This is a genomic window from Alishewanella sp. BS5-314, from assembly GCF_025377695.1.
Taxonomy (GTDB): domain Bacteria; phylum Pseudomonadota; class Gammaproteobacteria; order Enterobacterales; family Alteromonadaceae; genus Alishewanella; species Alishewanella aestuarii.
This window is the reverse complement of sequence record NZ_JACEHJ010000002.1, coordinates 1,171,448-1,195,497: the sequence shown is the minus strand read 5'-3', so window position 1 is coordinate 1,195,497 and position 24,050 is coordinate 1,171,448. Positions and strand designations below refer to the sequence as shown.

The 24,050-nt window shown below is 53.5% G+C and carries 16 protein-coding genes; 13 read left to right on the top strand and 3 right to left on the bottom strand.

Annotated elements, in window-relative coordinates; genetic code table 11:
* Positions 1-129: 129 nt before the first annotated feature.
* From H1D31_RS09975 to H1D31_RS09955, 5 genes are all read left to right on the top strand, one after another.
* Positions 130-1,188, top strand: a complete 1,059-nt coding sequence (locus H1D31_RS09975) for an efflux RND transporter periplasmic adaptor subunit (RefSeq protein ID WP_008608082.1) — start codon at positions 130-132, stop codon at positions 1,186-1,188.
* Between the two features lie 13 nt (positions 1,189-1,201).
* Positions 1,202-4,435, top strand: coding sequence for an efflux RND transporter permease subunit (locus tag H1D31_RS09970; RefSeq protein WP_261258206.1), 3,234 nt, complete (start codon positions 1,202-1,204; stop codon positions 4,433-4,435).
* Positions 4,432-7,554: an efflux RND transporter permease subunit gene (locus H1D31_RS09965; protein ID WP_261258204.1), complete on the top strand. Its 3,123-nt coding sequence runs from the start codon at positions 4,432-4,434 to the stop codon at positions 7,552-7,554. The genes H1D31_RS09970 and H1D31_RS09965 overlap by 4 nt, the downstream gene beginning before the upstream one ends.
* 252 nt (positions 7,555-7,806) lie before the next feature.
* Positions 7,807-8,367, top strand: a complete 561-nt coding sequence (locus H1D31_RS09960; RefSeq protein ID WP_008608085.1) for a TMEM165/GDT1 family protein — start codon at positions 7,807-7,809, stop codon at positions 8,365-8,367.
* 113 nt (positions 8,368-8,480) lie between these two features.
* Positions 8,481-9,011 carry a hypothetical protein gene (locus tag H1D31_RS09955; RefSeq protein ID WP_261258201.1) on the top strand — a complete coding sequence of 177 codons (531 nt, stop codon included), beginning with the start codon at positions 8,481-8,483 and terminating at the stop codon, positions 9,009-9,011.
* On the opposite strand, the gene H1D31_RS09950 is transcribed toward H1D31_RS09955, so the two are convergent.
* Positions 8,991-9,851, bottom strand: coding sequence for a bile acid:sodium symporter family protein (locus tag H1D31_RS09950; RefSeq protein WP_261258199.1), 861 nt, complete (start codon positions 9,849-9,851; stop codon positions 8,991-8,993). The two genes, H1D31_RS09955 and H1D31_RS09950, sit on opposite strands and share 21 nt — an antisense overlap.
* 136 nt (positions 9,852-9,987) lie before the next feature.
* Positions 9,988-10,845, bottom strand: a complete 858-nt coding sequence (locus H1D31_RS09945) for a cation diffusion facilitator family transporter (protein ID WP_261258197.1) — start codon at positions 10,843-10,845, stop codon at positions 9,988-9,990.
* 195 nt (positions 10,846-11,040) lie between these two features.
* On the opposite strand from H1D31_RS09945, the gene H1D31_RS09940 reads away from it, so the two are divergent.
* The 7 genes from H1D31_RS09940 to H1D31_RS09910 all read left to right on the top strand — a co-directional run bounded on the left by H1D31_RS09940 (position 11,041) and on the right by H1D31_RS09910 (position 21,760).
* Complete coding sequence (locus H1D31_RS09940) at positions 11,041-13,350, top strand: YgiQ family radical SAM protein (protein WP_039925259.1); 2,310 nt, start codon at positions 11,041-11,043, stop codon at positions 13,348-13,350.
* A 3-nt stretch (positions 13,351-13,353) separates the two neighbouring features.
* Positions 13,354-13,878 (top strand): RNA 2',3'-cyclic phosphodiesterase, encoded by a 525-nt coding sequence (gene thpR, locus H1D31_RS09935; RefSeq protein ID WP_008608094.1) that lies wholly within the window; start codon positions 13,354-13,356, stop codon positions 13,876-13,878.
* A gap of 141 nt (positions 13,879-14,019) precedes the next feature.
* Entirely contained in the window at positions 14,020-15,273 is a 1,254-nt protein-coding gene (locus H1D31_RS09930) for an ectonucleotide pyrophosphatase/phosphodiesterase (RefSeq protein WP_008608095.1), read from the top strand.
* Between the two features lie 5 nt (positions 15,274-15,278).
* The gene (gene rlmC / locus H1D31_RS09925; RefSeq protein ID WP_261258193.1) at positions 15,279-16,433 is read left to right on the top strand and encodes a 23S rRNA (uracil(747)-C(5))-methyltransferase RlmC; all 1,155 of its coding nucleotides are present in this window, start codon (positions 15,279-15,281) and stop codon (positions 16,431-16,433) included.
* 127 nt (positions 16,434-16,560) lie between these two features.
* Complete coding sequence (imuA, locus tag H1D31_RS09920; protein WP_261258191.1) at positions 16,561-17,223, top strand: translesion DNA synthesis-associated protein ImuA; 663 nt, start codon at positions 16,561-16,563, stop codon at positions 17,221-17,223.
* A gap of 10 nt (positions 17,224-17,233) precedes the next feature.
* Positions 17,234-18,637 (top strand): Y-family DNA polymerase, encoded by a 1,404-nt coding sequence (locus H1D31_RS09915; RefSeq protein ID WP_008608105.1) that lies wholly within the window; start codon positions 17,234-17,236, stop codon positions 18,635-18,637.
* Between the two features lie 9 nt (positions 18,638-18,646).
* Positions 18,647-21,760 carry an error-prone DNA polymerase gene (locus H1D31_RS09910; protein WP_261258189.1) on the top strand — a complete coding sequence of 1,038 codons (3,114 nt, stop codon included), beginning with the start codon at positions 18,647-18,649 and terminating at the stop codon, positions 21,758-21,760.
* Positions 21,761-21,789: 29 nt separating this feature from the next.
* Here H1D31_RS09910 and H1D31_RS09905 read toward each other — a convergent pair whose 3' ends face one another.
* Positions 21,790-23,340: a methyl-accepting chemotaxis protein gene (locus tag H1D31_RS09905; RefSeq protein WP_261258187.1), complete on the bottom strand. Its 1,551-nt coding sequence runs from the start codon at positions 23,338-23,340 to the stop codon at positions 21,790-21,792.
* A 226-nt stretch (positions 23,341-23,566) separates the two neighbouring features.
* On the opposite strand from H1D31_RS09905, the gene H1D31_RS09900 reads away from it, so the two are divergent.
* A complete protein-coding gene (locus H1D31_RS09900) occupies positions 23,567-23,989 on the top strand; it encodes a YqaA family protein (protein WP_261258185.1) in 423 nt (140 codons plus the stop codon).
* The last annotated feature ends 61 nt before the right edge of the window (positions 23,990-24,050 follow it).

The following is a 24,050-nucleotide window of genomic DNA, read 5'->3' as shown; positions in this document are numbered from 1 at the left end:
TTTGTAACAATTTAAAGCTAAGTAGCTGATCTTAAATCTATTAAACTATTGGCATAGTGGCTGCAATTTAGAAAGCGTCAGATTAACAGTAACGGGTTGAAATCAACCCTTTATGCAAGGAACACGAAAATGAAAACGATAATGCCGCTTGCGGCCGCCGTGCTGTGCAGTACCTTAGTCTTAACCGGTTGTAATAAGGCGCAAAGTAGTATTAATGCGACTGCTGCGACTGAAGTCGCAGTGCCGGTAGAAATTTCTGTGGCGAAGAATGGCGCCATCAGCAGTAGCTACCGTACTACCACCACCTTAACGGCCCGTGCTGAAGCCGAAGTGATGGCGAAAAGCAGTGGGCTGGTGCAGAAAATCCTGGTTGAAGAAGGCGATCAGGTACAGGCCGGACAATTACTGGCGGTGCTGGAAAATGAGCGGCAGCGTCACCAACTGGCGAAAGAGCGGGCGGAATTAGGTCGCTTAAGTTCAGAGCTGACCCGGATGACGGAAATGCATCAGCGCCAGTTGGTCAGTGCCGATCTGTATGAAAAATTAAAATGGCAGGTTGCGGCAATGCAGGCTGCAGTTGAGCTGGCAGAGCTGAATTTGCGGGAAACCGAAATTCGTGCGCCGATAGCTGGTGTCGTAGCCCGTCGTTATGTTAAGGCCGGCCAACTGATCAGCCAGTTAACGCCGAATTCGTTATTTCATCTGGTTAGCGAAACCGAGCTCGAAGCCGTTGTGCATTTACCTGAGCAGCAAGTGCTGCAAGCACAAGCCGGACAACAGGCGGTGCTGAGCTTTGCCGGTGTGCCGGAAGTTAAGGCGGCGGTAAGCCGGGTTGCGCCGGTGGTGGATGCCAGCTCAGGCACAGTGCGTACCACCTTGTTAATTGACAACAGCGCGCGCCAGTTAAAAGCCGGGATGTTTAGCCAGGTAGAAATTAAATTTGATACCCGTGACAACGCGTTATTGGTGCCAAAGCGGGCACTGCTGACACTGGATAATTTGCCGGGTGTACTGGTACTGGATGCCGAGAGCCGTATTGTGCGCCGGCCGGTGACCCTGGGCTACACTGCCGATAACGTAGTGGAAATTATCAGCGGCGTCGAAGCCGGAGAGCAGGTCGTGGTGGCAGGGCATGCTGCGTTAAAAGAGCAAAGCCTGGTCAAAGTCGTATCTGAGCGCGAATTCTGACAGGGACGAGAAGATGAAACTAGTAGAAACTGCCGTGGCCCGTCCGGTCACGGTCTGGATGTTCACGCTTGCCATCCTGCTGTTTGGGATGGTGTCAGTAGGTCGGTTAGCGGTTAATTTGTTACCTGACTTGTCTTATCCCAGTTTAACGGTGCGCACCACCTACGTCGGTGCCGCACCGGCCGAAGTGGAGCAACTGGTTAGTAAGCCGGTAGAAGAAGCACTCGGTATCGTCAAAGGCGTGCGTAAAGTCACCTCGGTCTCCCGTGCCGGTCGCTCTGACGTAGTGCTGGAATTTGACTGGGGCACTGACATGGATCTGGCCTTGCTGGAAGTGCGGGAAAAGCTCGATGTCCTGTTCCTGCCGCTGGATGTCGAAAAGCCGTTGTTACTGCGCTTTAACCCTAATTTAGATCCGGTAGTACGCTTATCGCTGTCCAAGCCGGAGATGAACCAGGCTGACTTAGTGGCAATGCGCACTTTCGCCGAAGAAGAATTCCGCCGCAAACTGGAGTCCTTTCCGGGTATTGCCGCCGTGCGGCCCGATGGCGGTTTAACTCAGGAGATCCAAATCCTGGTCGACCCGCAAAAACTCAGCCAGCTGCAGCTGGATATCAGCCTGATCACCCAGCGTTTAAAAGCCGAAAATATCAACCTGGCCGGTGGCCGGCTGGAAACTCCGGCTTATGATTATCTGGTGCGGACGATCAATCAGTTTGCCAATTTAACGGAAATTGAAAATCTGTATCTGGCCACCGTTGGTAACAGTCAGATCCGGTTAAAGGATGTGGCACAGGTCAAGGATGCCTTTGCCGATCGGCAGAGTATCAGCTATATCAATGGCGCTCAGGGCATTGAACTGGCGATCTATAAAGAAGGCGATGCCAATACGGTAAAGGTCGCCGAAGGCTTGTTATCCCGTCTCGACGAATTGAAAAAGATGCTGCCAGCCGGTTATCAGCTGGATGTGCTCTATGATCAGTCGCAATTTATTAAACAGGCGATCAGCGACGTGAAATCGGCCGGTATTATCGGCGGTATCCTGGCGATGCTGGTGCTGTATCTGTTCTTACGTAACGTCTGGGCGACGGTCATTATCTCGGTATCGATCCCGGTGTCAGTGATCGCCACCTTTAATCTGATGTACGGTCAGGATATTACGCTAAATATGATGAGTCTGGGTGGTATTGCGCTGGCAGTTGGCTTGCTGGTGGATAATGCCATCGTGGTACTGGAGAATATTGCCCGCTATAAAGAGCAGGGCATGCCGGCGAAAGACGCGGCGCGTAAGGGCGCCGGTGAAGTATCGATGGCGATCACGGCCTCCACCCTGACCACCGTAGCCGTATTTTTCCCGCTGGTATTTGTCGAAGGCATTGCCGGCCAGCTGTTTCGCGATCAGGCGCTGACGGTGACCTTTGCCTTGTTAGTCTCTTTGGTTGTCGCGTTAACCCTGATCCCAACCATGGCCGCGCGCTCCTGGCAAAAAGGCGCTGCAGCAACCGAGATCACGCCTTTACCCTCCTTGAAACCCAGCCGCTGGTATCACTGGCCGCTGTTGCCGCTGCGTGCGGCCGGGCGTTTGCTACATCTTTCAGTGCTGGCGCTGCTGACGTTACTAAGCTTGCTGGGCAAAGCCATTGCCAAGGGGGCTTATTGGTTATTCCGACCTGCGGTATTGCTGGTGCAGGGGCTGTTAAAAGCAATTGAAGCGCTCTACCTGCGCTTGCTACGCGCTGCGCTGGCAGCCAAAACGCTGACCCTGGCTTTAACGCTAACCGCTGCGGCGCTGTGTTTTAGTCTGTTGCCGCGCCTGGGCGCGGATGTGATCCCGCAGCTGAGTCAGGGCGAGTTCTATGTCGATGTGCAATTACCGGTCGGGACAGCTATTGAGCAAACCGATACCTTGTTAAAGCAATTATCCGGGCAACTGAAGCAGTATCCGGTGGTAGAACGCAGCTATGGTTTAGCCGGTACCGGTGTCCAAATGTCAGTGGATCCGGCGATCGGCGGCAGCCATTGGGGCCGCCTGCATGTGGTGATGGCAGAGCATAGCAATGCTGACGATGAAGCCCTGGTGCAGGAAGAATTACGCCGCACCCTGGCATTGTTGCCAGGGGTAACGAGCCGCTTTGACCGGCCGCAATTGTTTAGTTTCAGTACACCGCTGGAAATTGAGATCAGTGGCTATGATTTGGCCCAGCTGTCTGAGTCTGCTGAACGGCTGGTTAATTTGCTGGAGGCGGATAATCGCTTTACCGATATTAAATCCAGCCTAAGACCAGGTCAGCCGGAAGTGACCCTGTATTTTGACCATGCCCGCTTATCGCAGCTGGGGATGACGGCGCAGCAGGTCGCGCGCCGCGTTGCCACCTATATCGGTGGTGAAGTGGCCGGTCAGTACTCATTGCATGACCGCAAAATTGATATCCGGGTGCGGCTGGATGAGCAGTACCGTCAACATGAATTGCAGCTGGCCGAGTTGATTATCAATCCTGGTGCAGCCGAACCCTTGCCGTTAAGTGCGGTGGCGCAAATTCGTCGCGAAGTCGGTCCCAGTGAAATTACCCGGGTTGGCCAGCAGCGGGTGGCGTTGGTGACGGCCAACCTGGCTTATGGCGATCTGGAGCAGGCGACCGCTGCCGCCGAAGCCGCACTGGCACAGTTAGTCTTATTACCGGGCCAACAGGCGCTGGTGATGGGGCAAAGTGAAGAGATGGCGCGGGCGTACAGCTCATTAATGTTTGCCTTACTGCTGGCGGTATTCCTGGTCTATCTGGTGATGGCATCGCAGTTTGAAAATCTGCTGCAACCCTTGTTGATCCTGTTTACGGTGCCGCTGGCGGGGGCAGGTGCGGTACTGGGGCTTTGGCTTACCGATACCCGTTTGTCGGTGATCGTGTTTATCGGTTTAATTATGCTGGCCGGGATCGTGGTCAACAATGCCATAGTCCTGATTGACCGTATTAACCAGCTGCGTGCTGAAGGGTTGGCGCTGCAGGAGGCCATTATTGCCTCGGGGCAAAGCCGGTTGCGCCCGGTGTTAATGACCACCCTGACCACAGTACTGGGCTTACTGCCGCTGGCACTGGGCACCGGTGAAGGCAGTGAAATCCGCGCCCCGATGGCGATCACAGTGATCGCCGGTTTAAGTTTGGCCACGTTGTTAACGCTGGTATTTATTCCGGTGCTGTATAGCCTGCAGCGGGATAAGGCTGTGGCAGTAGAGCAGGAGGCAACGCTATGAGCCAACAGCCTTTAGACGATACGCAAACCAGCACCAATCACGCCGGATCGGCAGCGGACGAGCAAAAGCCAATCTGGTTAACCCGGGTGGCACTGCGCCGACCAGTGACCATCTGTATGCTGTTTATCTCCATGTTGTTATTTGGTGGTTTAGCCAGTCGGCTGCTGCCGCTGGAGATGTTTCCTGGCATTGATATCCCGGAGTTGTACGTCAATGTGCCTTATCCGAATGCCACACCAGCTGAAGTGGAGCGGCTGATCACCCGGCCGCTGGAAGAGGCACTGGCGACCGTCAGTGGTATTAAAGAACTGCGTAGCTTCGCCAATGAAAACAGTGGTGATATTTCACTGCAGTTTCGCTGGAGTGAGAATATCAGCAGTAAGAGTCTGGAAGTGCGGGAGCGGCTGGATACGGTGCGCCACTTGTTGCCGGCAGATGTAGAGCGGGTACTGGTATTCCAGTTTAACACCAGCGATATGCCGATATTTCAGTTACGGATCTCCTCTGAGCGCGATCTGGCGATGGCTTATGACTTGCTGGAACAACAAATAAAACGGCCGCTGGAGCGGGTACCCGGTGTTTCTAAAGTTGAGCTTTATGGGGTGGAAAAGCGTCAGGTGATTATCCGCCTGGACCCGGATCGGATGCGGGCGTTACAGGTTGACCCTACGGCATTATTAAATCAGTTACGCGGCAGCAACTTTGCTTTAAGTGCCGGTGAGCTGCGTAACGGCGAGCAAAGTGTGCTGGTAAAACCGCTTGGTGAGTACAAAGAGCTGTCGGAAATTGCCGCCTTGCCGATCCGGCCGGGCCTGCAACTGCGCGAAGTCGCCAGTGTTGAACTGGAGCTGCCAAAACGCGAAGACGGCCGGCATTTAAACCAGACCTATGCAGTGGGGATGAACGTTTATAAAGAGTCTGGCGCGAATCTGGTCGAGGTGGCCAAAGCCGCGATGCAGGTGGTGGCCGCCGCCGATGCCAACCCGGCCTTTAATGGTATCAGCCTGTATGTGATGGACGATCTTGCTGACAATGTCACCAAATCGCTGCGTGACTTGCTGCAAGCCGGTGCTATCGGTGCCTTGCTGTCCTTTATTGTGTTGTATTTATTCCTGCGTCATCTGACGACCACGCTGATTGTGGTGCTGTCGGTGCCGGCGGCAATCGTGATTGCACTGGGTGCCATGTATTTTATGGGCTACAGCCTGAATATTCTCAGTATGATGGGCCTGATGCTGGCGATCGGTATGTTGGTCGATAACGCTGTTGTGGTGACTGAGAGCATTTTCCGCGAGCGGGCACTGGGTGGTGATCTGCGTGCAGCAACCGAGCGTGGCGTAAAACGGGTTGGGCTGGCGGTGCTGGCCGGCACCGCGACCACCGCCATCGTATTTTTACCGAATATTATCGGTGAGAAGATGCAGCTGACCATTTTCCTCGAGCATGTGGCTATCGCCATTTGCTTATGTCTGGCGATCTCGCTGCTGTTATCCCTGACGCTGATCCCTTTGCTGACCACCAAACTTAAGGTACAGCCGGTCAGTGATCCGCAAGGTTCAGCGTTGGATCGCGGCTACCGGCGGCTGCTGACCAAGGTGATGCACTGGCCTAAAACCTCAACGCTGCTGGCGCTGCTGGTATTACTGAGTGCGGCACTGCCTTTTTCACAAATAGGTAGCAGTAATGAAGATGAAGAAGACCGTGGCCGGCTGTTTTTAAACTATAACATCCAGGGCAATTATAACCTGGAAGAGGTGCGCGCTGAGGTGTCAGCGATGGAGGCCTTCTTATATAGCCGCAAAGACGAGTTCTATATCGAGTCGGTATATAGCTATTACCGCTCCGGGCATGCCATTTCGATTATTTTGCTACAAGAACAGGTGCCGGTTGAGCTTAATAGTCTGAAGGAGCAAATTCGCAAGGAATGGCCGCCACTGGTGCGCGCCAGACCGAGTTTTAGCTTTGGTAATGATAACAGCGGGCTGCGCCTGCATTTACTGGGCAACTCGACTGAGCGCTTACTGGAACTGGCTGCTGAGCTGGAGCCGGCATTACAAAGCTTACCGGCTGTAGCAGAGGTACGCTCGGATCTGGCGCGTGGGCAGCAGGAAGTGCAGATTTTGTTTAATCGCCCCGAGCTGGAGCGCTTAGGGCTTTCGGCCAATCAGGTAGCGCAAAGTGTGGCCTTATCGCTTCGGGGCGTGAATCTGCGGACCTATCGCAGCGCCGAGCAGGGAGAGCTGCAGATCCGGCTGATTTATGACGAGCGCATTAGCCGTTCCTTGTCTGAATTAGCCGACTTACCGGTTGCCGTGGTGGCGGGCGTCAGTATTCCGCTGTCGCAGCTGGCTGAGCTAAAAGTGGTGCCAAGGCTGCAGTCGATCCGTCGCTTTAACCGCGAAACCGGTGTTGCCTTGCAGTTGTCACTGCAAAAAGATATCAGTATGGATCAGGCGCGTAAGGAAATTGGTCAACTGATGCAGCAGGTGCAATTGCCGGATGGTTATCGTTGGTCCTATCAGGGCGGCTTTACCCGCCAGAACGAGGAGCAGCAGGTGATGCTGGTGAATATGCTGCTGGCATTAGCGATGATCTATATTGTGATGGCGGCCTTGTTTGAGTCTTTGTTAATGCCCAATGCGGTGATTGGCAGCTTGCTATTCTCCTTTGTTGGTGTGTTCTGGACCTTCTTTATTACCGGCACTGGCCTTGGGGTAATGGGGATGATCGGTATGCTGGTTCTGATGGGCATCGTTGTAAATAACGGCATAGTACTGGTTGATCGTATTAATCAGGATCGGGCGTTAATGCCTGATCTGCCGCTGAAAAACCTGATTATCGAAGCCTGTACCGCACGCTTAAAGCCTATTCTGATGACAGTTGCGACCACCGTCTTGGGGCTGGTACCGCTGGCGCTGGGTGGCACCGCCATTGGTGGTAATGGCCCAAGTTATGCGCCGATGGCGATTGCCATTATTGGTGGCTTGTTGTTCTCCACCCTGACCAGTTTGTTGCTGGTGCCGCTTAATTACTATGGTTTAGTAAAACTGCGCACGGCAACAGGGCGTTTGCTGGCCCGCAGCGGTTTGTGGCAGCGGCGTTTACTGCGCCAAGCTTAATAGCTGTGCCCGGGAATCGCTCCCGGGCACAGGCTTGGCTTTTCTGCAACCAACAGTTATACTGCGCGCCTCTTTAAGGGAGTAATCGGCCGTAAGGCGCCTATATCAACATACTTGTGCCGCATGCATATGGTATAGGCAGCAGGTTCAGCAGCGCTGGCTTGTGTGATGAGACTTAAGACAAGGTACTGACCTAAAGCGGGAGTCAGCCCTTGTCTTTTGTCAATAAGATCCCGCTAGCTGCAGGATATTATGGACGCTTTATTATCTTCTTTTACCGCTGTCGCCATTGCTGAAATCGGTGACAAAACTCAACTTCTCTCCCTGTTTTTAGCTGCGCGTTTTCGCAATAAAACCGCCATTATCGCCGGTATTCTGGTCGCGACCTTATTAAACCATGCGGCATCAGCCTGGTTAGGCGTTTGGGCGGCGCAGTTTATCCCTGCCGGTTGGGGCCCGTGGTTGTTAGGTGGCTCCTTTATCGCTGTGGCGCTATGGCTGCTGATACCGGATAAAGACGATAGCGACGATACTGCGATGCTAAAGTACGGCGCCTTTGTTGCCAGCTGTGTGCTGTTTTTCCTGGCCGAGATTGGCGACAAAACTCAGGTGGCAACGGTGATCCTGGCGGCGGCGTTTGACGATGCGGTCTGGATGGTGATCTGGGGCACGACACTGGGCATGCTAGCCGCCAACGTGCCGGTGGTCTATGCCGGTAGCTGGTTACTGCAAAAAATTTCGCTCGATTGGGCACGGCGCAGCGCCTGTGCAATCTTCATCTTGCTCGGTATCGCTACCATTATCAGCAGCTAACTTATCCACAGCACTCCGGTACCGCTCTGACCAGTTAAGGTGCCTTAAAAAGGCTTCAGGTAGGATTCAGTTCTGTTGGTAATAATCGACAGCAGTATTTAATGGGGAATATTATGCGTAAAATGGTTTTAGTTTTCGCTCTGACCGCAACCAGTGCTGCTGTGTCGGCAACTACAGTTTTAACTGAACAAAATATTGCCCGGCTGGAAGCGGCGTTGCCGGAGCTGGTCGCTATTGAACAGGATAATCCACAAGGGCTAACCAAACTGCGGTTGAAAAAGCATTGTGACTGGCAGCAGCATGCCAGTGATCTGCGCCAACAAGAGCAGGGAAAAGCCTATGTGGCAGAGGTTGATCAGGTTCTGGCAAAACATCAATTAACGGCGCCGCTGTTTTTAGAGTTAACCGCGAAAGGCAGTTGGCCGCTATTGCAATCATTACAACCGGTACAACAACTGACCCGCCAGAGCTTACCCTTTTTACCTGAGTCACAGCGGCGCATCGCAGAGCAGAAAATTCAGCAAACCGAGCAGATGCAACAAGCCATCGGACCTTGTTTGACTGCTGCCGATAAGACTGCCCTAAAGCAATATCAGCAGCGGCTGTTAAAGTTAGCTGCCAGTTTACCGGGTGCCGCGTTTTAACGCCCACCAGGTAAATAAGCTGGCACTGCCAAACATCAGTAAACTGTATACGCTTGGTGCAATCGACATCGCTGAGCTTTGCAGAATACCAGTAGTAATTAGCAGTGCCAGGGTGCCATTTTGTAAGCCTACTTCCAGACAGATGGTCCGCGCTTGTTGTTCGCTATGCAGTAACCAACGTCCCAAACCATAACCCAGAGCCATCGACAGCAGATTTAGTGCCAGCGCCGCCGGGCCGCTTAGTAGCAGATAGTGCCAAAGCGTATCGCCTAAATCATAGGCAATACTGACAATCAGCAGCAGTAATACCAGTACCGAAAAACGGCTGATTTGTGGCTGGGCGCGCTCGGCAAAATGCGGAAACTTCGCTTTGACTAACATGCCGATTATCACTGGGATCACGCCAACGACCAGTAAGGTTAACCAGGTTTTAAGTAGCGGTAATTGCAATAAACTCTCGGCGCCTAAAAACTGTTGCATCGCCCAGGCGGCTAAAAAGGGCAGGGTAAAGGGTGTCACGAAACCGACCAGTGCCGTCAGGGATACTGATAAGCCAACGTCGGCTTTCGATAAATAACTATATAAGTTCGACGTAGTGCCACCCGGACAGAGTGCCAGGATAAATAAGCCGACCGCCAGCTCCCCCTGAAGTTGAAACACCGCAATCACACCAAGCGCCAGCAGCGGCAGTAGTATCAGTTGTGCCACGGCACCGACGAAAAACGCTTTCGGCTGGGTTGCGACTTGGTGAAAATTCTGCGGTCGCAGGCTCATGCCGACACCGGTCATAATAAAAATTAGCGCTAGTGGTAAACCAATCTGAGTCAGAGTTTCGAACATAAGGAGTTAATTTTTATAGCAGAATATCGACTAACCTAACCTGTTGTTCCTTTTAGAGCAACCCCAACTTATCCACCGCACTCCGGTACCGGTCTGAGATCCGAGGTCTGGCCGGTACCGGAGTGCGGTGGATAAGTCAGGGGTGGGGTTCGATGTGGACGATAAGCTGAATGCCGAGTGCTGCGAGTTGCTGCTCGGCCTGGTCTGCCAGTTGATGCGCACGCTCTACGCTCCAGTGGCCGGGTACCAATAAATCTGCCTGAGCAAAGGCTTGGGCAGCAGCAGCGCGGGTTCTGATATTGGTAAACTGCACTTGCGGTCCGCCGATTGTTGCCAGCATTTCACTCAGTTGCGCTACCCGTTCGGCGGGCAGGGCGTTATCCATTAAGCCATTAATGGCTTTATGTAAGATACGGCCACCTTCGCGCAGAATATGCAGTGCGACTAACATCGCCACCAGCGGATCCAGCCAGTTTTGTTCAAAGACCACGGCCAGGGCCACGCCCAATACCACACCGGCTGTGGTCCAGACATCTGTTAGCAGATGTTTGCCATCGCCCTCCAGCGCCGGTGAATGCCAGTGCTTGCCGCCGCGTAGCAATAACATTGCCACGGCCAGATTAATCAGGCTGGCCAGCACAGTAAGCAGGGTACCGATACCCAAAGCATTAATTGGCTGTGGGTTGAGTAAACGCTCGCCGGCCGTGACCAAAATGGCCAGTGCGGCCAGAAAAATCATGCCGCCTTCAAAAGCGGCTGAGAAATACTCAGCTTTACTATGCCCAAAGGGGTGGCCATCATCCGCTGGCCGACGGGCGATCGTCACCATCCATAATGCAAAACCGGCACCCGCAACATTGACCAGTGATTCCATGGCATCTGATAAAAAGCCGACGGAGTCGGTCAGATACCAGGCCAGGGTTTTCAGCGCCATGGTTAAAAAGCCGGCCAATAGTGACAGAGCCAGTAACTGGCGGGGGCGAAGAAGTGGCATGTAAGGCTCCGCTAGATGCGTTAAGTTCAGTGTACGGCGCGTGGCGATTAATGTCAGCTGGCAGCGCGAAGAAATCAGCGCATTCGCCTTTCTACAGCGCAACTTGTATAATACGCGCCCTTGTAACACTCAGGTGCTTGTTTTATGTCCACTGCTACTGCTCCCTTATCCCGTAAATCTGCTCCGGTAGCGCGGATGGCGCCTGAACGCGACCTGTTTTCCTATCCCAAATACTGGGCTGAATGCTTTGGTCCGGCACCTTTTTTACCGATGTCACGCGCCGAGATGGATAAGCTTGGTTGGGACAGCTGTGATGTGATCTTAGTGGTGGGCGATGCCTATGTTGATCACCCGAGCTTTGGTATGGCGGTAGTCGGCCGGATGCTGGAAGCCCAGGGCTACCGCGTAGGCCTGATTTGCCAGCCTGATTGGCACAGCAAAGATGATTTTATGCGCCTGGGTAAGCCGAACCTGTTTTTTGGTGTTTCGGCCGGCAATATGGACTCGATGATTAACCGTTATACCGCCGATAAAAAACTGCGGCACGACGATGCTTACACGCCGGGCGATATTGGCGGCAAGCGGCCGGATCGGGCGGTGACGGTGTATACCCAGCGTTGTAAAGAAGCCTACAAAGAAGTGCCGGTGATTATCGGCGGTATTGAGGCCAGTTTACGCCGCATTGCGCACTATGATTACTGGTCAGAAAAAGTACGGCGCTCGGTTATTTTTGATGCCAAGGCCGATATTTTAATCTACGGCAATGCCGAGCGGCCGCTGGTTGAAGTAGCACATCGTATTGCGTCGGGCATACCTGTTAGCGAAATTCAGGATGTACGTGGCACGGCGGTTATTCGCAAAGAGCCGTTGCCGGGCTGGCGCGGCGTCGATTCCACCGCCATTGATAAAGTCGGTAAAATTGACCCTATCCCGAATCCTTATGGCGCCGATGATGTTGGCTGTAGCAGCTATTCCGAATTTGCCAAAGCCGGTATTGATTTAACCAAGCCCGCTGAGGTCGAAGCGAAGCCAATTATGGTGCAGGCGCCGCGGCAAAAGCCGTGGGAGCAAACGTACGTTAAGTTACCCGCTTTTGAGCAGGTCAGTGTGAATAAGCCGCTGTATGCGCATGCGTCACGGATCTTACATCAGGAAACCAACCCCGGCTGTGCCCGTGCCATTATGCAGCGCCATGGCGATCGGCATATCTGGGTTAATCCGCCGGCCTTTCCACTCAGTACTGCGGAAATGGATCTGGTGTTTGGTTTGCCGTATCAGCGGGTGCCACATCCGGTGTATGGCAAGGCGAAAATTCCCGCCTATGAGATGATTAAAACCTCGGTCAATATTATGCGTGGCTGTTTTGGCGGTTGTTCGTTCTGTTCGATTACCGAGCACGAGGGACGAATTATCCAAAGTCGCTCGAAAGAGTCGATTATGCAGGAGATCAAGGATATTCGCGACAAAGTTCCCGGTTTTACCGGGGTGATCTCCGATCTGGGTGGCCCGACCGCCAATATGTACCGTTTAAACTGTAAAAACCCGAAAGCCGAGCAAACCTGTCGTCGCCCCAGCTGCGTCTATCCGACGATTTGCGAGCATATGGATACCGATCAGAGCCCAACGGTTGAACTGTATCGTGAGGCCCGTAATTTACCGGGCATTAAGAAAGTACTGGTCGCCTCGGGGGTTCGTTACGATTTGGCGGTAGAAGATCCGAATTATGTCAAAGAGTTAGTGCAGCACCATGTCGGGGGCTATTTAAAAATTGCCCCTGAGCATACTGAAGAGGGGCCTTTGTCGAAAATGATGAAGCCGGGCATGGGCGCCTACGATAAATTTAAAGAAATGTTCGACCGCTTTAGTAAAGAAGCCGGTAAAGAGCAGTATCTGATCCCGTATTTTATTGCCTCGCACCCGGGTACCACCGATCTGGATATGATTAATCTGGCGCTGTGGTTAAAGGCGCGCGATTTTAGGTTGGATCAGGTACAGAATTTCTACCCGAGCCCAATGGCCAATGCCACCACCATTTATCATACCGAAATGAATTCGCTGAAAAATATCAATAAAGCGAATACTGAAGTGGTGCCGGTGCCCAAGGGCGAGCGGCAGCGCCGGCTGCATAAAGCGATCCTGCGTTATCATGATCCCAAAGGTTGGCCGATCATTCGCGAAGCGCTGATCCGCTTGAAAATGCAGCACCTGATTGGCCGGGGTAAAGACTGTCTGGTGCCGCCAGAGACGAAAGATGAGCAGCAGCAAAGACCACAGCGCGGTGGTAAGCCGGCATTAACGCGGCACACTGGCTTAAATCCGGCTGCGCAGGCCACAGCAAGGTCAAAGCACAGCACAGCGAACGGCAAAGCAAACGGTAAAGCCAAAGCAGAGCAGGCTGCATCTAAGCCGGCCAGCCAGGCACCGGTAAAAGGTAAGCCTGCAGCAAAAGGTAAACCGGTAGTCAAAGGTAAACCGGCAGCAAAAACCGGCCGTGCCGGCAGCTGAGCAGTGGAAAGCCGGCGGCTGTTCTTTAGTTTGTGTTTTTCGGCGCAGCAGCAACAGCTATTAGCGCCTTATCAGCAGCTGGCGCTGCAAGCTTGTCCCGGCGCCAAAGCGGTAGCGGTGACAAACTTGCACCTGACGTTATTTTTTCTGGGGCAGGTGACGGCTGAGCAACAGCAGCTGTTATTGCAATCAGCAGCAAAGCTTCGTTCTGCTGCATTTGAGCTAGAGCTTGATTATCTGGCGGGTTTTAGGCAGCCAAAAATTCTGTATCTGGCGCCCTCATCGATACCACCAGCCTTACTATTGCTGCAGCAACAGCTGGCGCAGTTTTGTCAGGTACAGGGCTTTACCGAGCCACATGCTGAGTATCGGCCGCATATTACGCTGGCGCGTCAGGCGCTGTTTGAGGGGCAACAGCGCGTCACGCCGCTCAGACTTAAGGTGCGGGAGTTTGCGCTCTATCAATCACGGCGAGAGGGCGAGGTTCTGGAGTACTTGCCATTGCAGCGCTTTAAATTAATCAGTTAAGCAAAGCCTGAGGCCGCTTTCGGTAAAGTGCCGGCAATAACCGGCAAAATGTCATGAAGCGGTCAACAAAAATCAGTACACTTAATGGTTTTCTGCCTGAGTTGCTAAGATCAGGCTAATTTCGATCCGGACCTGATACTTATGAAATTTTTTGTGTTTTTTATCAGCCTGTTGCTACTTGGCTGCCATCAGCCACCAGCCACACCTAATACTAGTGCTGCCAGCACAAATAGTCTGCTGATTATCTCAATTGACGGTCTGCGTCATGACTACCTGAGTTTGCATCAGGCGCCGATGTTAGCCGAACTGGCGGCAGGTGGTGTGCATGTCAAACAATTACAGCCGGTATTTCCAAGTAAAACCTTTCCCAATCATTATTCACTGGTCACTGGTTTACACCCGGAGCGGCACGGTATTGTTGATAACTCGATGTATGATCCTGAGCATCAACGGCATTTTGCGATGAGTATGGCGGATCAGGTAGCAGATGGTTTCTGGTGGCAGGGTGAGCCGATTTGGATCACGGCTGAATTGCAGGGCGTGAAGGCGGCCACTTATTTTTTCCCGGGCTCGGAAGCGGAAATTAAAGGTAAGCGGCCCAGCCACTGGTTTCCCTATGTGCATGAGACGCCAAACCGTGAGCGTACCGAGCAGGTGCTGGCCTGGCTGGCGCTGCCTGAAGCCGAGCGGCCAAGAGTGATCACCTTGTATTTTAGTGATGTGGATAGTGCGGGTCATAACTATGGCCCGCGCTCAAAGCAGGTGGCTCAGGCTCTGGCCGAGGTGGATGCCGAACTGGCTTATCTGGTGCACACGCTGCGTGAACGCGGTCAGGCGGAGCAGGTTAACCTGATCATCAGCTCCGACCATGGTATGGCAGAGGTCGATCAGCGCAAGTATATTATTGCTGATGAGTTGTTTGATGGCAGTTTAACGCAGAATGTTCGCTTTTCACGTGAAATTGTCAGCATTTTCCCGAAAGATGGCCAGGAAGAGTTACTGTATCAGCAAATTGCCGGGCGTTATAACCCAGAACAGATGCGCCTGTACCGCAAGCATGAGTTGCCAGAACGCTTTCAGCATCAACACCATGTCCGCATCGCGCCGATTATTTTGCTGGCGGAGCAGCCCTGGATCTTTGTCCGGCGCAGTTTACTACCCGGTTTAAAGGCTGACCCGTCTTTCCTCAGAGCACGTGGCAGCCATGGTTATGATAATACCGAGCCAGATATGCAGGGAATGCTGATTGCCTATGGACCGGCCTTTAAACAACAGGCGACGGTAGCGCAATTAAGCATGGTCGATTTTTACAATGTGATGGCCAGAGTAGTGGGCCTGACACCGGCGCCTAATCAGGGTGATCCGCGCGCGTTATCGCTGTTATTGCGGGACTAAGCCTGATGCATTGTGCGCACTTTGTTGCAGGCCGTTGTCAGTCCTGCCAATGGCTGGCGATGCCCTATGCCGAGCAGTTGGCATTAAAGCAGCAACAACTGTTGCAGTTAGTCTCTCCTTTGGCGCCGCTGGAGATCCTGGCGCCGGTGGCAAGTCAGCAACAGGCGTGTCGTTATAAAGCCAAGATGGTGGTGCAGGGCAGCTGTGAGGCGCCGCTACTGGGGATCATTAATCAACAGGGGCAGGCAGTTGATCTCGCCGATTGTCCCTTATATCCGCAGGCCTTTGCGGCCGTTTTTGCGGTGATTAAGCAATTGATTAGCCGCGCTCAGCTTACCCCGTACGATATTGCCGAGCGCCGCGGTGAGCTCAAGTATGTGCTGCTGCAGCAAAGTTATCACAGTGGTCACTTTATGCTGCGTCTGGTACTGCGTTCAAAGAACTGTCTGGCGGCGTTGCAAAAGCATTTACCCTGGTTATTGGCGAGCTTACCGGCGTTGTCGGTGGTAAGTGTTAATTTACAGCCCAAGCCGGCAGCGCTGCTGGAAGGGCCGGAAGAAATCCTGTTAACAGAGCAGGCTTTGCTGCGCGAGCAACTTAATCAGGTACCGCTGTATTTAAGCCCGCAGAGTTTTTTTCAGATCAATCCTGAATTGGCTGCCCGGCTCTATGCCACTGCTGCAACCTGGACTGCGGAACTCACGCAACAAGGCGTGCCGATCCGGCACCTCTGGGATCTGTTCTGTGGCGTGGGCGGTTTTGGTTTACATTTGGCCAGCAATCAGATGACACTGACCGGGATTGAAATTGCACCGTCCGCCATTGCCAGTGCCAAGCAGGCCGCGGCTGAGCTGGGGTTGACTCAGGTCGATTTTAGGGCGCTGGACTCCGCTGCTTTTGCCACGGCGGCGGTTAGCCCACCGGATCTCCTGGTCGTGAATCCACCCCGCCGCGGCTTAGGCGTCGAGCTGGTGACGGCGATTAAACAGCTGGCCCCCGCTTATATTATTTATTCCAGCTGCAATGCCAATAGTCTGGCAGCTGACTTGGCCCTGTTGGACAACTATCAGTTACTGCGGGTGCAACTTTTTGATTTATTTGCCCATAGTAGTCATTACGAAGTACTTACCCTGTTACAGCAGCGGGCTAAAACCGCCTGATCCGGTTTTGTAAACCCACTAATCACACACCTTTACCCGCAGTCGGCAGCCTGTGAGCACTCTATGGGTGCTTGCATTTTTAACACCAGCAAATATACTGTATATATGAACAGTATTTTGGTGGTCTATGCACAGCTTACTTGAACAACTGACGCAGCGGCAATGGCTCTGGCAAGGCTCAGCCTTACCTGCTGCCGGTCAGCAGCTAAGTTCCGGTTATGCCGAATTTGACCGGCAACTGGGTGGCTGGCCGGCGTCCGGTTTGCTGGTATTGCAAAGTCAGCCGGCAATTGGCGAGTTGCGTTTACTGTTACCCTTATTCAAACAACTGCAGCAGCAAGGCCTGCTGGGGCTGATTAATCCGCCACAGTTACTCCAGGCTGAGCCGTTGGCGGCAGAGGGGATTAACCCGTCACAGTTGCTGTTGCTTTCCGGTGTCAGTGAAACAGATGCACTCTGGGCTGCAGAGCAGTTATTACAAAGTGGTTTATGTAGCCTGGTCTTGCTCTGGCAGGGGACGCTGGCGCGCAAGGCGGCACGTCGTTTACAGCTGGCAGCTCAGGCGCAGCAGGCGTTAGTGCTGCAACTGACCACGCAACAGCCGGAATTAACACTGCCTTTAGCACTGGCGCTACAGCTACTGCCACAGCCTCAAGGTTTGCAGCTTAAAGTGTTAAAGCGCCGTGCCGGCTGGGCCGGGCAACAATTTTATCTTAACTGGCAACAGGAGTGGCCTGAGCTTTATCCGGTACTGACCCGCAGCCACGCGGCCTTGGCTGAGACCGCCTGAGGGCTTTGTCATGCGCTGGCTTTATCTGTATTTCCCCAGCCTGCAACTTGATCAACTGGCAGTACAATATCCGGCACAACCGATGGCGCTGGCATGTCCGAAACGACATCAATTGCTGGGGGTTAATGCACTGGCAGCGGCAGCCGGGGTCAAGGTCGGGCAAAGTGTGGCAACGGCCGTGTTACTGTGTCGTGAGTTACAGCTGTTTAGTCCTGAGCCGGCACGGGTAAAGCAGCAGCTGCAGCAGCTGGCGGAGCGGTTATATCAGGTGACAGCCGATCTGGCGCTGCAGCCGCCGGATGCCTTGTTGATTCGGGTGAGTAGCATGCTAAAACTTTACCCGGATCCTGCCCGTTACTGGCAGCACCTCCAACTGCAACTGGCAGACTGTCCCTATCAATATCTAGCCGCAGCGGGGCAAACTCCGCTGGCTGCAAAATTACTGGCCCGCTCCGGGCAGGCCGCGCTGTACTTAACGCCAGCGGCAGAGCAGGCCAAGTTGGCACTTTGTCCGTTAACTGCCAGCGATCTGCCGGCGGCTAGCATTGAGCAGTTAGCCCGGTTGGGGATCCGGCAGTTAGGTCCCTTACTGGCATTGCCGGCAGCAGAGCTGGCGCGGCGTTTTTCTCAGGACGTGCTGCAATATCTGGCGGCATTAACGGGCAGAGTACTGCAATTACCACAATTTTACCGACCCCGGCTGCAATTTAACCGTGAACTACAGCTGCATTATGAAATTACTGAAAGTCCACAGTTATTAAAGCCGTTACAGCCATTGTTACAGCAACTGCAGCAGTTTTTACGCCGGGCCAACTTACTGTGTCAGTGTTTGCAACTTACCCTGCAGTTTCGCCAGCACAGCCCCTTACCTCTGCAGATCCGCGCCCGGGCCGGTGAAGCCTGTGCCGCAAACTGGCAGCAATTACTGTCCCTGCACCTGGCGCAGCTGCAGCTGCCAGAGCCGGTGTATGCGCTGCAATTGGCGGCAACAGACTATGTACCCGATCAGCGCGCAAGTTGTAATTTACTGGCACAGCGCTCACAGCCGCTGAGCAAAGCACAACTGCTCAGTATGCTGGTGGCCCGCCTGGGGGAGAAGGCGGTGGTGACACCGGTGCTAAGCCTGAGTCACTGGCCGGAGGCAGAGTCATCGGTATCAGCTGTAGCGGCGCTGCCGGCATTGAATGCGGCGCTTTGTTATCAGCTCAGGCCTATTTTACAACTGCCCAAAGCCCTGCCTTTAACCGAGGCGGTGACGCTGTTAAGTGGTGCCGAGCGTTTGGAGCAACTGTGCTGGCAAAGTGGCACCTTACTGCAGCGGGATTATTATCTGGCCCGCACTGAGCAGGGGCAGCTGTGGTGGGTATACCGCACACCGCAGCAGCAATGGTATCTGCAAGGCTGGTTTAGCTAAGGGGGGCCGATGAGCGAAACGTCAGCGGCAGCGCCGCCATCCGAGGCCGTGGCCTACGCGGAGTTATTTTGCCGTTCGAACTTTAGTTTTTTACAAGGCGCTTCCTCGCCGGAGGAGTTAGTTAGCACGGCGGCAGCTTTGGGCTATCAGGCGCTGGCACTGACCGATGAATGTTCGGTCGCCGGGGTAGTGCGGGCACACCGGCAAATCAAGCGGCTGCAATTACCGTTAAAACTGATCATAGGCAGTTATTTTCAGCTGCCTGGCCTGTCCTTAGTGCTACTGTGTCCGGATCGGCAAGCCTATGCTGAGCTGTGCCGCATTATTACCAATGCCCGACGGCGCGCTGAAAAAGGCCATTACCAGCTGGAAGAATGGGATTTACGCAGCAGCAAGCATTGCCTGGCACTCTGGTTGCCGCAGGGGGAGGCGGAAGTGGACCAGTACTGGGGGCAATTGTTAAGCCGGCATTTTAGTGGTCGCCTGCACCTGGCGCTAGTGCGGCAATTGCGTTATCGCGAAGCGCGCTACCTGGCGTATTGCCAGACGCTGGCCCACGATTTTGCACTGCCACAGCTGGCGGTAGGTGCGGTATTAATGCATCAGCGTGAGCGACTGGCATTACAGCAAACCTTGACTGCCATTCGCCTGAAAACGCCGGTCCAGCAATTAGGCCGCCAGTTGCTGAGTAATGCTGAGGCCTGTTTAAGACCCCTGAGCAAACTGGCAAAGCTCTATCCCGCTGCTGCACTGGCGCAGAGCGTGACGCTGGCTGCGGTGTGCCAGTTCTCGCTGGATGAGCTGCGTTATGAATATCCATCTGAGCTGGTGCCGTCTGATCTTAGTGCCAGTCAGTATTTGCAGCAACTGGTGCAAGCCGGAGCCCGGCAGCGTTTTGGTACAGCAGGGCCGGCAGCGTCGATCCAGGCACTGATTAACAAGGAATTGGCGCTGATTGCCGAGCTGCGTTATGAGTACTTTTTTCTGACCATCTATGATTTGGTGCAGTTTGCAAAAGCGCGCGGCATTTTATATCAGGGCCGCGGCTCTGCCGCTAATTCGGTGGTCTGTTATTGCCTGGAAATTACCGCTGTCGATCCGCGGCAAATTAATGTGCTGTTTGAACGCTTTTTATCCCGCGAGCGGCAGGAGCCGCCGGATATAGACGTAGATTTTGAGCACGAAAGGCGCGAAGAAGTGATGCAGTATCTGTATCAGAAATATGGCCGCGAGCGGGCAGCGCTGGCGGCAACGGTGATCAGCTACCGCTTGAAAAGCGCGATCCGTGATGTTGGGAAGGCGCTGGGGATTAATGAAATGCAACTGGAGCATTTTATTAAAAACCTGAACCGCCGCCATGGTGTGGTCAGCTGGCAAAAACAGCTTAGCCAGCTTGGACTGAATACCGAACAAGGTCTGGGGCAGCAGCTGGTGCAGCTGGTGGAGCAAATCCGCGGCTTTCCGCGGCACTTATCACAGCATGTCGGGGGCTTTGTGATCTCGGCCGGCCCTTTGTATGAGTTGGTACCGGTAGAAAATGCGGCCATGGCTGAGCGCACTGTGATCCAATGGGATAAAGATGATTTGGAAACACTTGGGCTGTTAAAGGTCGATGTGTTGGCTTTGGGCATGTTAACGGCAATCCGCCGCTGTTTTCAGTTGGTGCAGCAATACTATGGCTTGACGCTTAGTATTGCGGCAATTAATGGCTATGGTGATGACCCTCAGGTGTACCGGCAAATTCAACAGGCGGATACAGTGGGGGTGTTTCAGATTGAATCCCGCGCACAGATGAGCATGCTGCCAAGACTCAGACCAGCCTGCTATTACGACTTAGTGATTCAGATCGCGATAGTGCGGCCAGGACCAATTCAGGGGGATATGGTGCACCCATATTTGCTGCGCCGGCATGGCCTGGAAGCCGTGAGTTATCCATCGCCAGAAGTCGCGGGGGTGTTATCCCGTACCCTGGGCGTACCGATTTTTCAGGAGCAGGTGATTCAGCTGGCAATGGTGGCCGCTGGTTTTAGCGGTGGCGAAGCGGATCAACTCAGACGCGCCATGGCCAGTTGGAAGAAAACCGGTGAGCTGTTGCAGTTTAAAGAAAAGCTGATCAATGGCATGCTCAGCCGCGGCTATCAGCAAGACTTTGCTGAGCGGATCTATCAGCAAATTTGTGGCTTTGGCGAGTACGGTTTTCCGGAGTCGCATTCCGCCAGCTTTGCAGTACTGGCCTATGTTTCTGCCTGGTTAAAACATTATTTTCCGGCGGCATTTTATACCGCCCTGTTAAACAGCTATCCCATGGGGTTTTATAGCCCGTCGCAACTTATTCAGGATGCCAGACGTCATCAGCTTAGGGTGCTGCCGGTCTGTATTAATGCCTCCGCTGCCGCTCACCAATTGGTCCTGCATCAGGGTGACTGGGCTATCCGGCTTGGTTTACAACAGGTTAAGGGCTTAAGCCCACAGACGCTGCAACAGCTATTACAGCAGCGGCCAGCGGCGGGCTTTTGTCATCCGGCACAGTTAAAGCAACTGGGATTAAATGCCCGCGAACTGGCGGCGCTGGCCAGTAGCAATGCCTTGCAGAGCTTAACTGGCGATCGCTATAACAGTCGCTGGCATTTGCTGGATCAGCAAACGCAGCTACCGTTATTTGCCGCTGTAGCTGAACCGGCGGCACCGCTGCTGCAGCCACCCGGCGAGCGCGAAGCGATGCTGGAAGATTATCAGGCGCTGGGGTTTAGTCTTGATTATCATCCACTGCACTATTTACGCCAGCGAGGGAAGCTGGCCGGTTGTACTTTGGCTAGCGACTTGGCGACAGTGCGGCAACAGGCGGTGGTTAAGGTCGCCGGCTTAGTGACTTGCCGGCAGTGCCCGGGGACTGCCGCCGGCGTCACTTTTTTAACGCTGGAGGATGAAAGCGGTAATATTAATGTTGTGGTATGGCAGGGGACGGCTCTGGCACAGCAGCAGCCCTATCTGACAGCGAAGATCCTGCAGGTAAATGGTATTTTAGAGCGCGAAGGCGAGGTCGTGCATGTGATTGCCGGACGCCTGACCGATCTGACGCCCTTACTGGAAGCTCTGCCGGCCGGGTCACGGGATTTTCACTAGTCAACAAGGCTGGCGGTTACGCGCTGAGGTTAGCGTTTAAAGCCAATCCGAAAACCGCCCCAGTGCTTGCCATTAACATAGATAGGTACCGATAAGTCATGCACAATTTCGCCGGTATCTCTTTTATAGGTTTGCAGTAGCATCGGCTCAGTGTTGCTGCCACAGCGGCTACCGGTTCGGTCACTGAATATCCGTTTGGTACGATTTTGCAGCAAATCTTTATCGTAATTACCGGTCAGCGGCTGACTGAACTTTTTATTATGGGTCGGGAAGTAACCCTTGCGATCGACTGCGCCGGCATAGAGTACATTCTGATGCCGGCTTAAAATCGGCTCCTGGATCGGCGGGAACAGCTGATCCGTCAGTTTGTCATAAGCGGTACTGAACTTTTGTGGCTTGGTATTGGCAATTGGCTGATATTTTTCGGCAAAGAGTTCGCTTTGACTGACTTTACCTTCATTAATCAATTGTGTCAGCGCGGCGGCAATCGCTGTTGCCGCCTGTTTGGCCTCCGCCAGTATTGGCTGATAGAAGCTGTTCGTTGTCTGATCACTCAGTTCACGATAAATGGTTTCTGTCTCGGTTGACACCTCTACCGCCTGACCGGCGATGCGGGTGCCTTTTTGTTCAATATCAGACAGCGCCTGACTGATATTACCAATGGCGCCACTGATCTGGCTGCTGTTTTCCTGCAGGTTATCGCTTAGCTGTTCAATCTCACGTAAGGCAGAAGAGGCTTGCTTAACCTCCTGACTAATATGGTTCACCCCGGCTGCAACCTGCTGTAATTCCTGCTGTACCGTTTGACTGGACAGCTCCAGCTGTTGCATCAACTCCGCTGTATGGCTGCTTTGACTACGGATCTCCTGCAACATCGCCGCAATATCCTGGGTGGCGCCGGCTGTTTTGCCTGCCAGTGCCCGTACCTCGTCGGCCACCACGGCAAAGCCACGGCCTTGTTCACCGGCGCGAGCGGCTTCAATGGCGGCATTTAACGCCAATAGATTAGTTTGCGCGGCGACGTTATTAATCACTTCGGTGATATGCTGAATTTTATCAGCGCTGCTGCGCAGGCTTTGTAATTCGGCTGCCGCATTGGCGACCGCTTGCGCCAATGCTTCAATCCGCACCACACCATTTTGCAGGTTTTTATCTGCCTGCTCTGAGGCGCTGGCGGTTTGATTTATCGTTTGATTAATGGTTTGCAGGTTATGATTTAAATCACTGCTGCCGGCTGCCACACTCTGGCTGGCATTGGCCAGTTGCTGGCTATCATCGCTGCTATGTTTAATATCTTTAATCAAGGCATCAATATAAAAGGACACTTCTGCCGCGCCTATTGCCATCTTCGACGTTGCTTCGGTGATATTGCGGACCATCCGATCTGAGGTTGGTTGAGTCTGAGCCTGAGCGGGATCTGACGCTGCCGTTTTCAGGCCGGGCAGCAAAAACAAATAGGCAGCGCTTAGCAGCACGGTCAGCGCCAGGGCTAATAGTGGCTTGCCCAGCCACAGCAGCAAACTTAGCAGTGCCGCTAGCAGCACCAGAAATACAGTATGACGGATCAGCGGGGTAGACATAGACACTCCGGAAACACTAATACTTTTGGCAGGTTGGAGAATGCCGCAATCTTTGTAAATAGCTAACGGCGGCTTTTAGACTAAAGTCTATCGGAAAGCTTATTTTTTGCCAGTGACTTAGCCATGGTTTTACCTATGACAAACTTAAACAAAAGCCGACAGTTTTAGCTAAAATAGCCGTTAAAAATGCTAGACTTTGCCGCACCTGATTAGACAGAACTGTGTTGTGGCTTATTTTTCACTTTTTCTAACCGGCTTTATTGCCGCGACGCTATTCCCGGCTTCCTCCGAAGTACTGCTGCTGACCTTACTGGCGCAGGGCTATCTGCCTGTTTGGTTGTGGTTGGCAGCGACCCTTGGTAATACCCTGGGATCCTGTGTTAACTGGTATCTTGGTCGGGAGTTGTTACGCTTTCAGCATAAAAGTTGGTTTCCCATTTCAGCCGCTGCCCTGACGCGAGCGACAACACAGTTTCAGCGTTATGGCCGCTGGAGTTTACTCTTTGCCTGGTTACCGGTGGTGGGGGATCCGCTGACCATGGTAGCCGGGGTACTCAGAGTACCCTTCCGGTTGTTTTTGCTGCTGGTGGCACTGGGTAAGGGGCTACGCTATGCGCTGTTGATTTGGCTGGGGCATCAGCTCTGGTAACAGCGCATTTTTCTGATAGCTTTTGCGCAGCGGATCCGTCATCATTAGCAGTATTTACTGG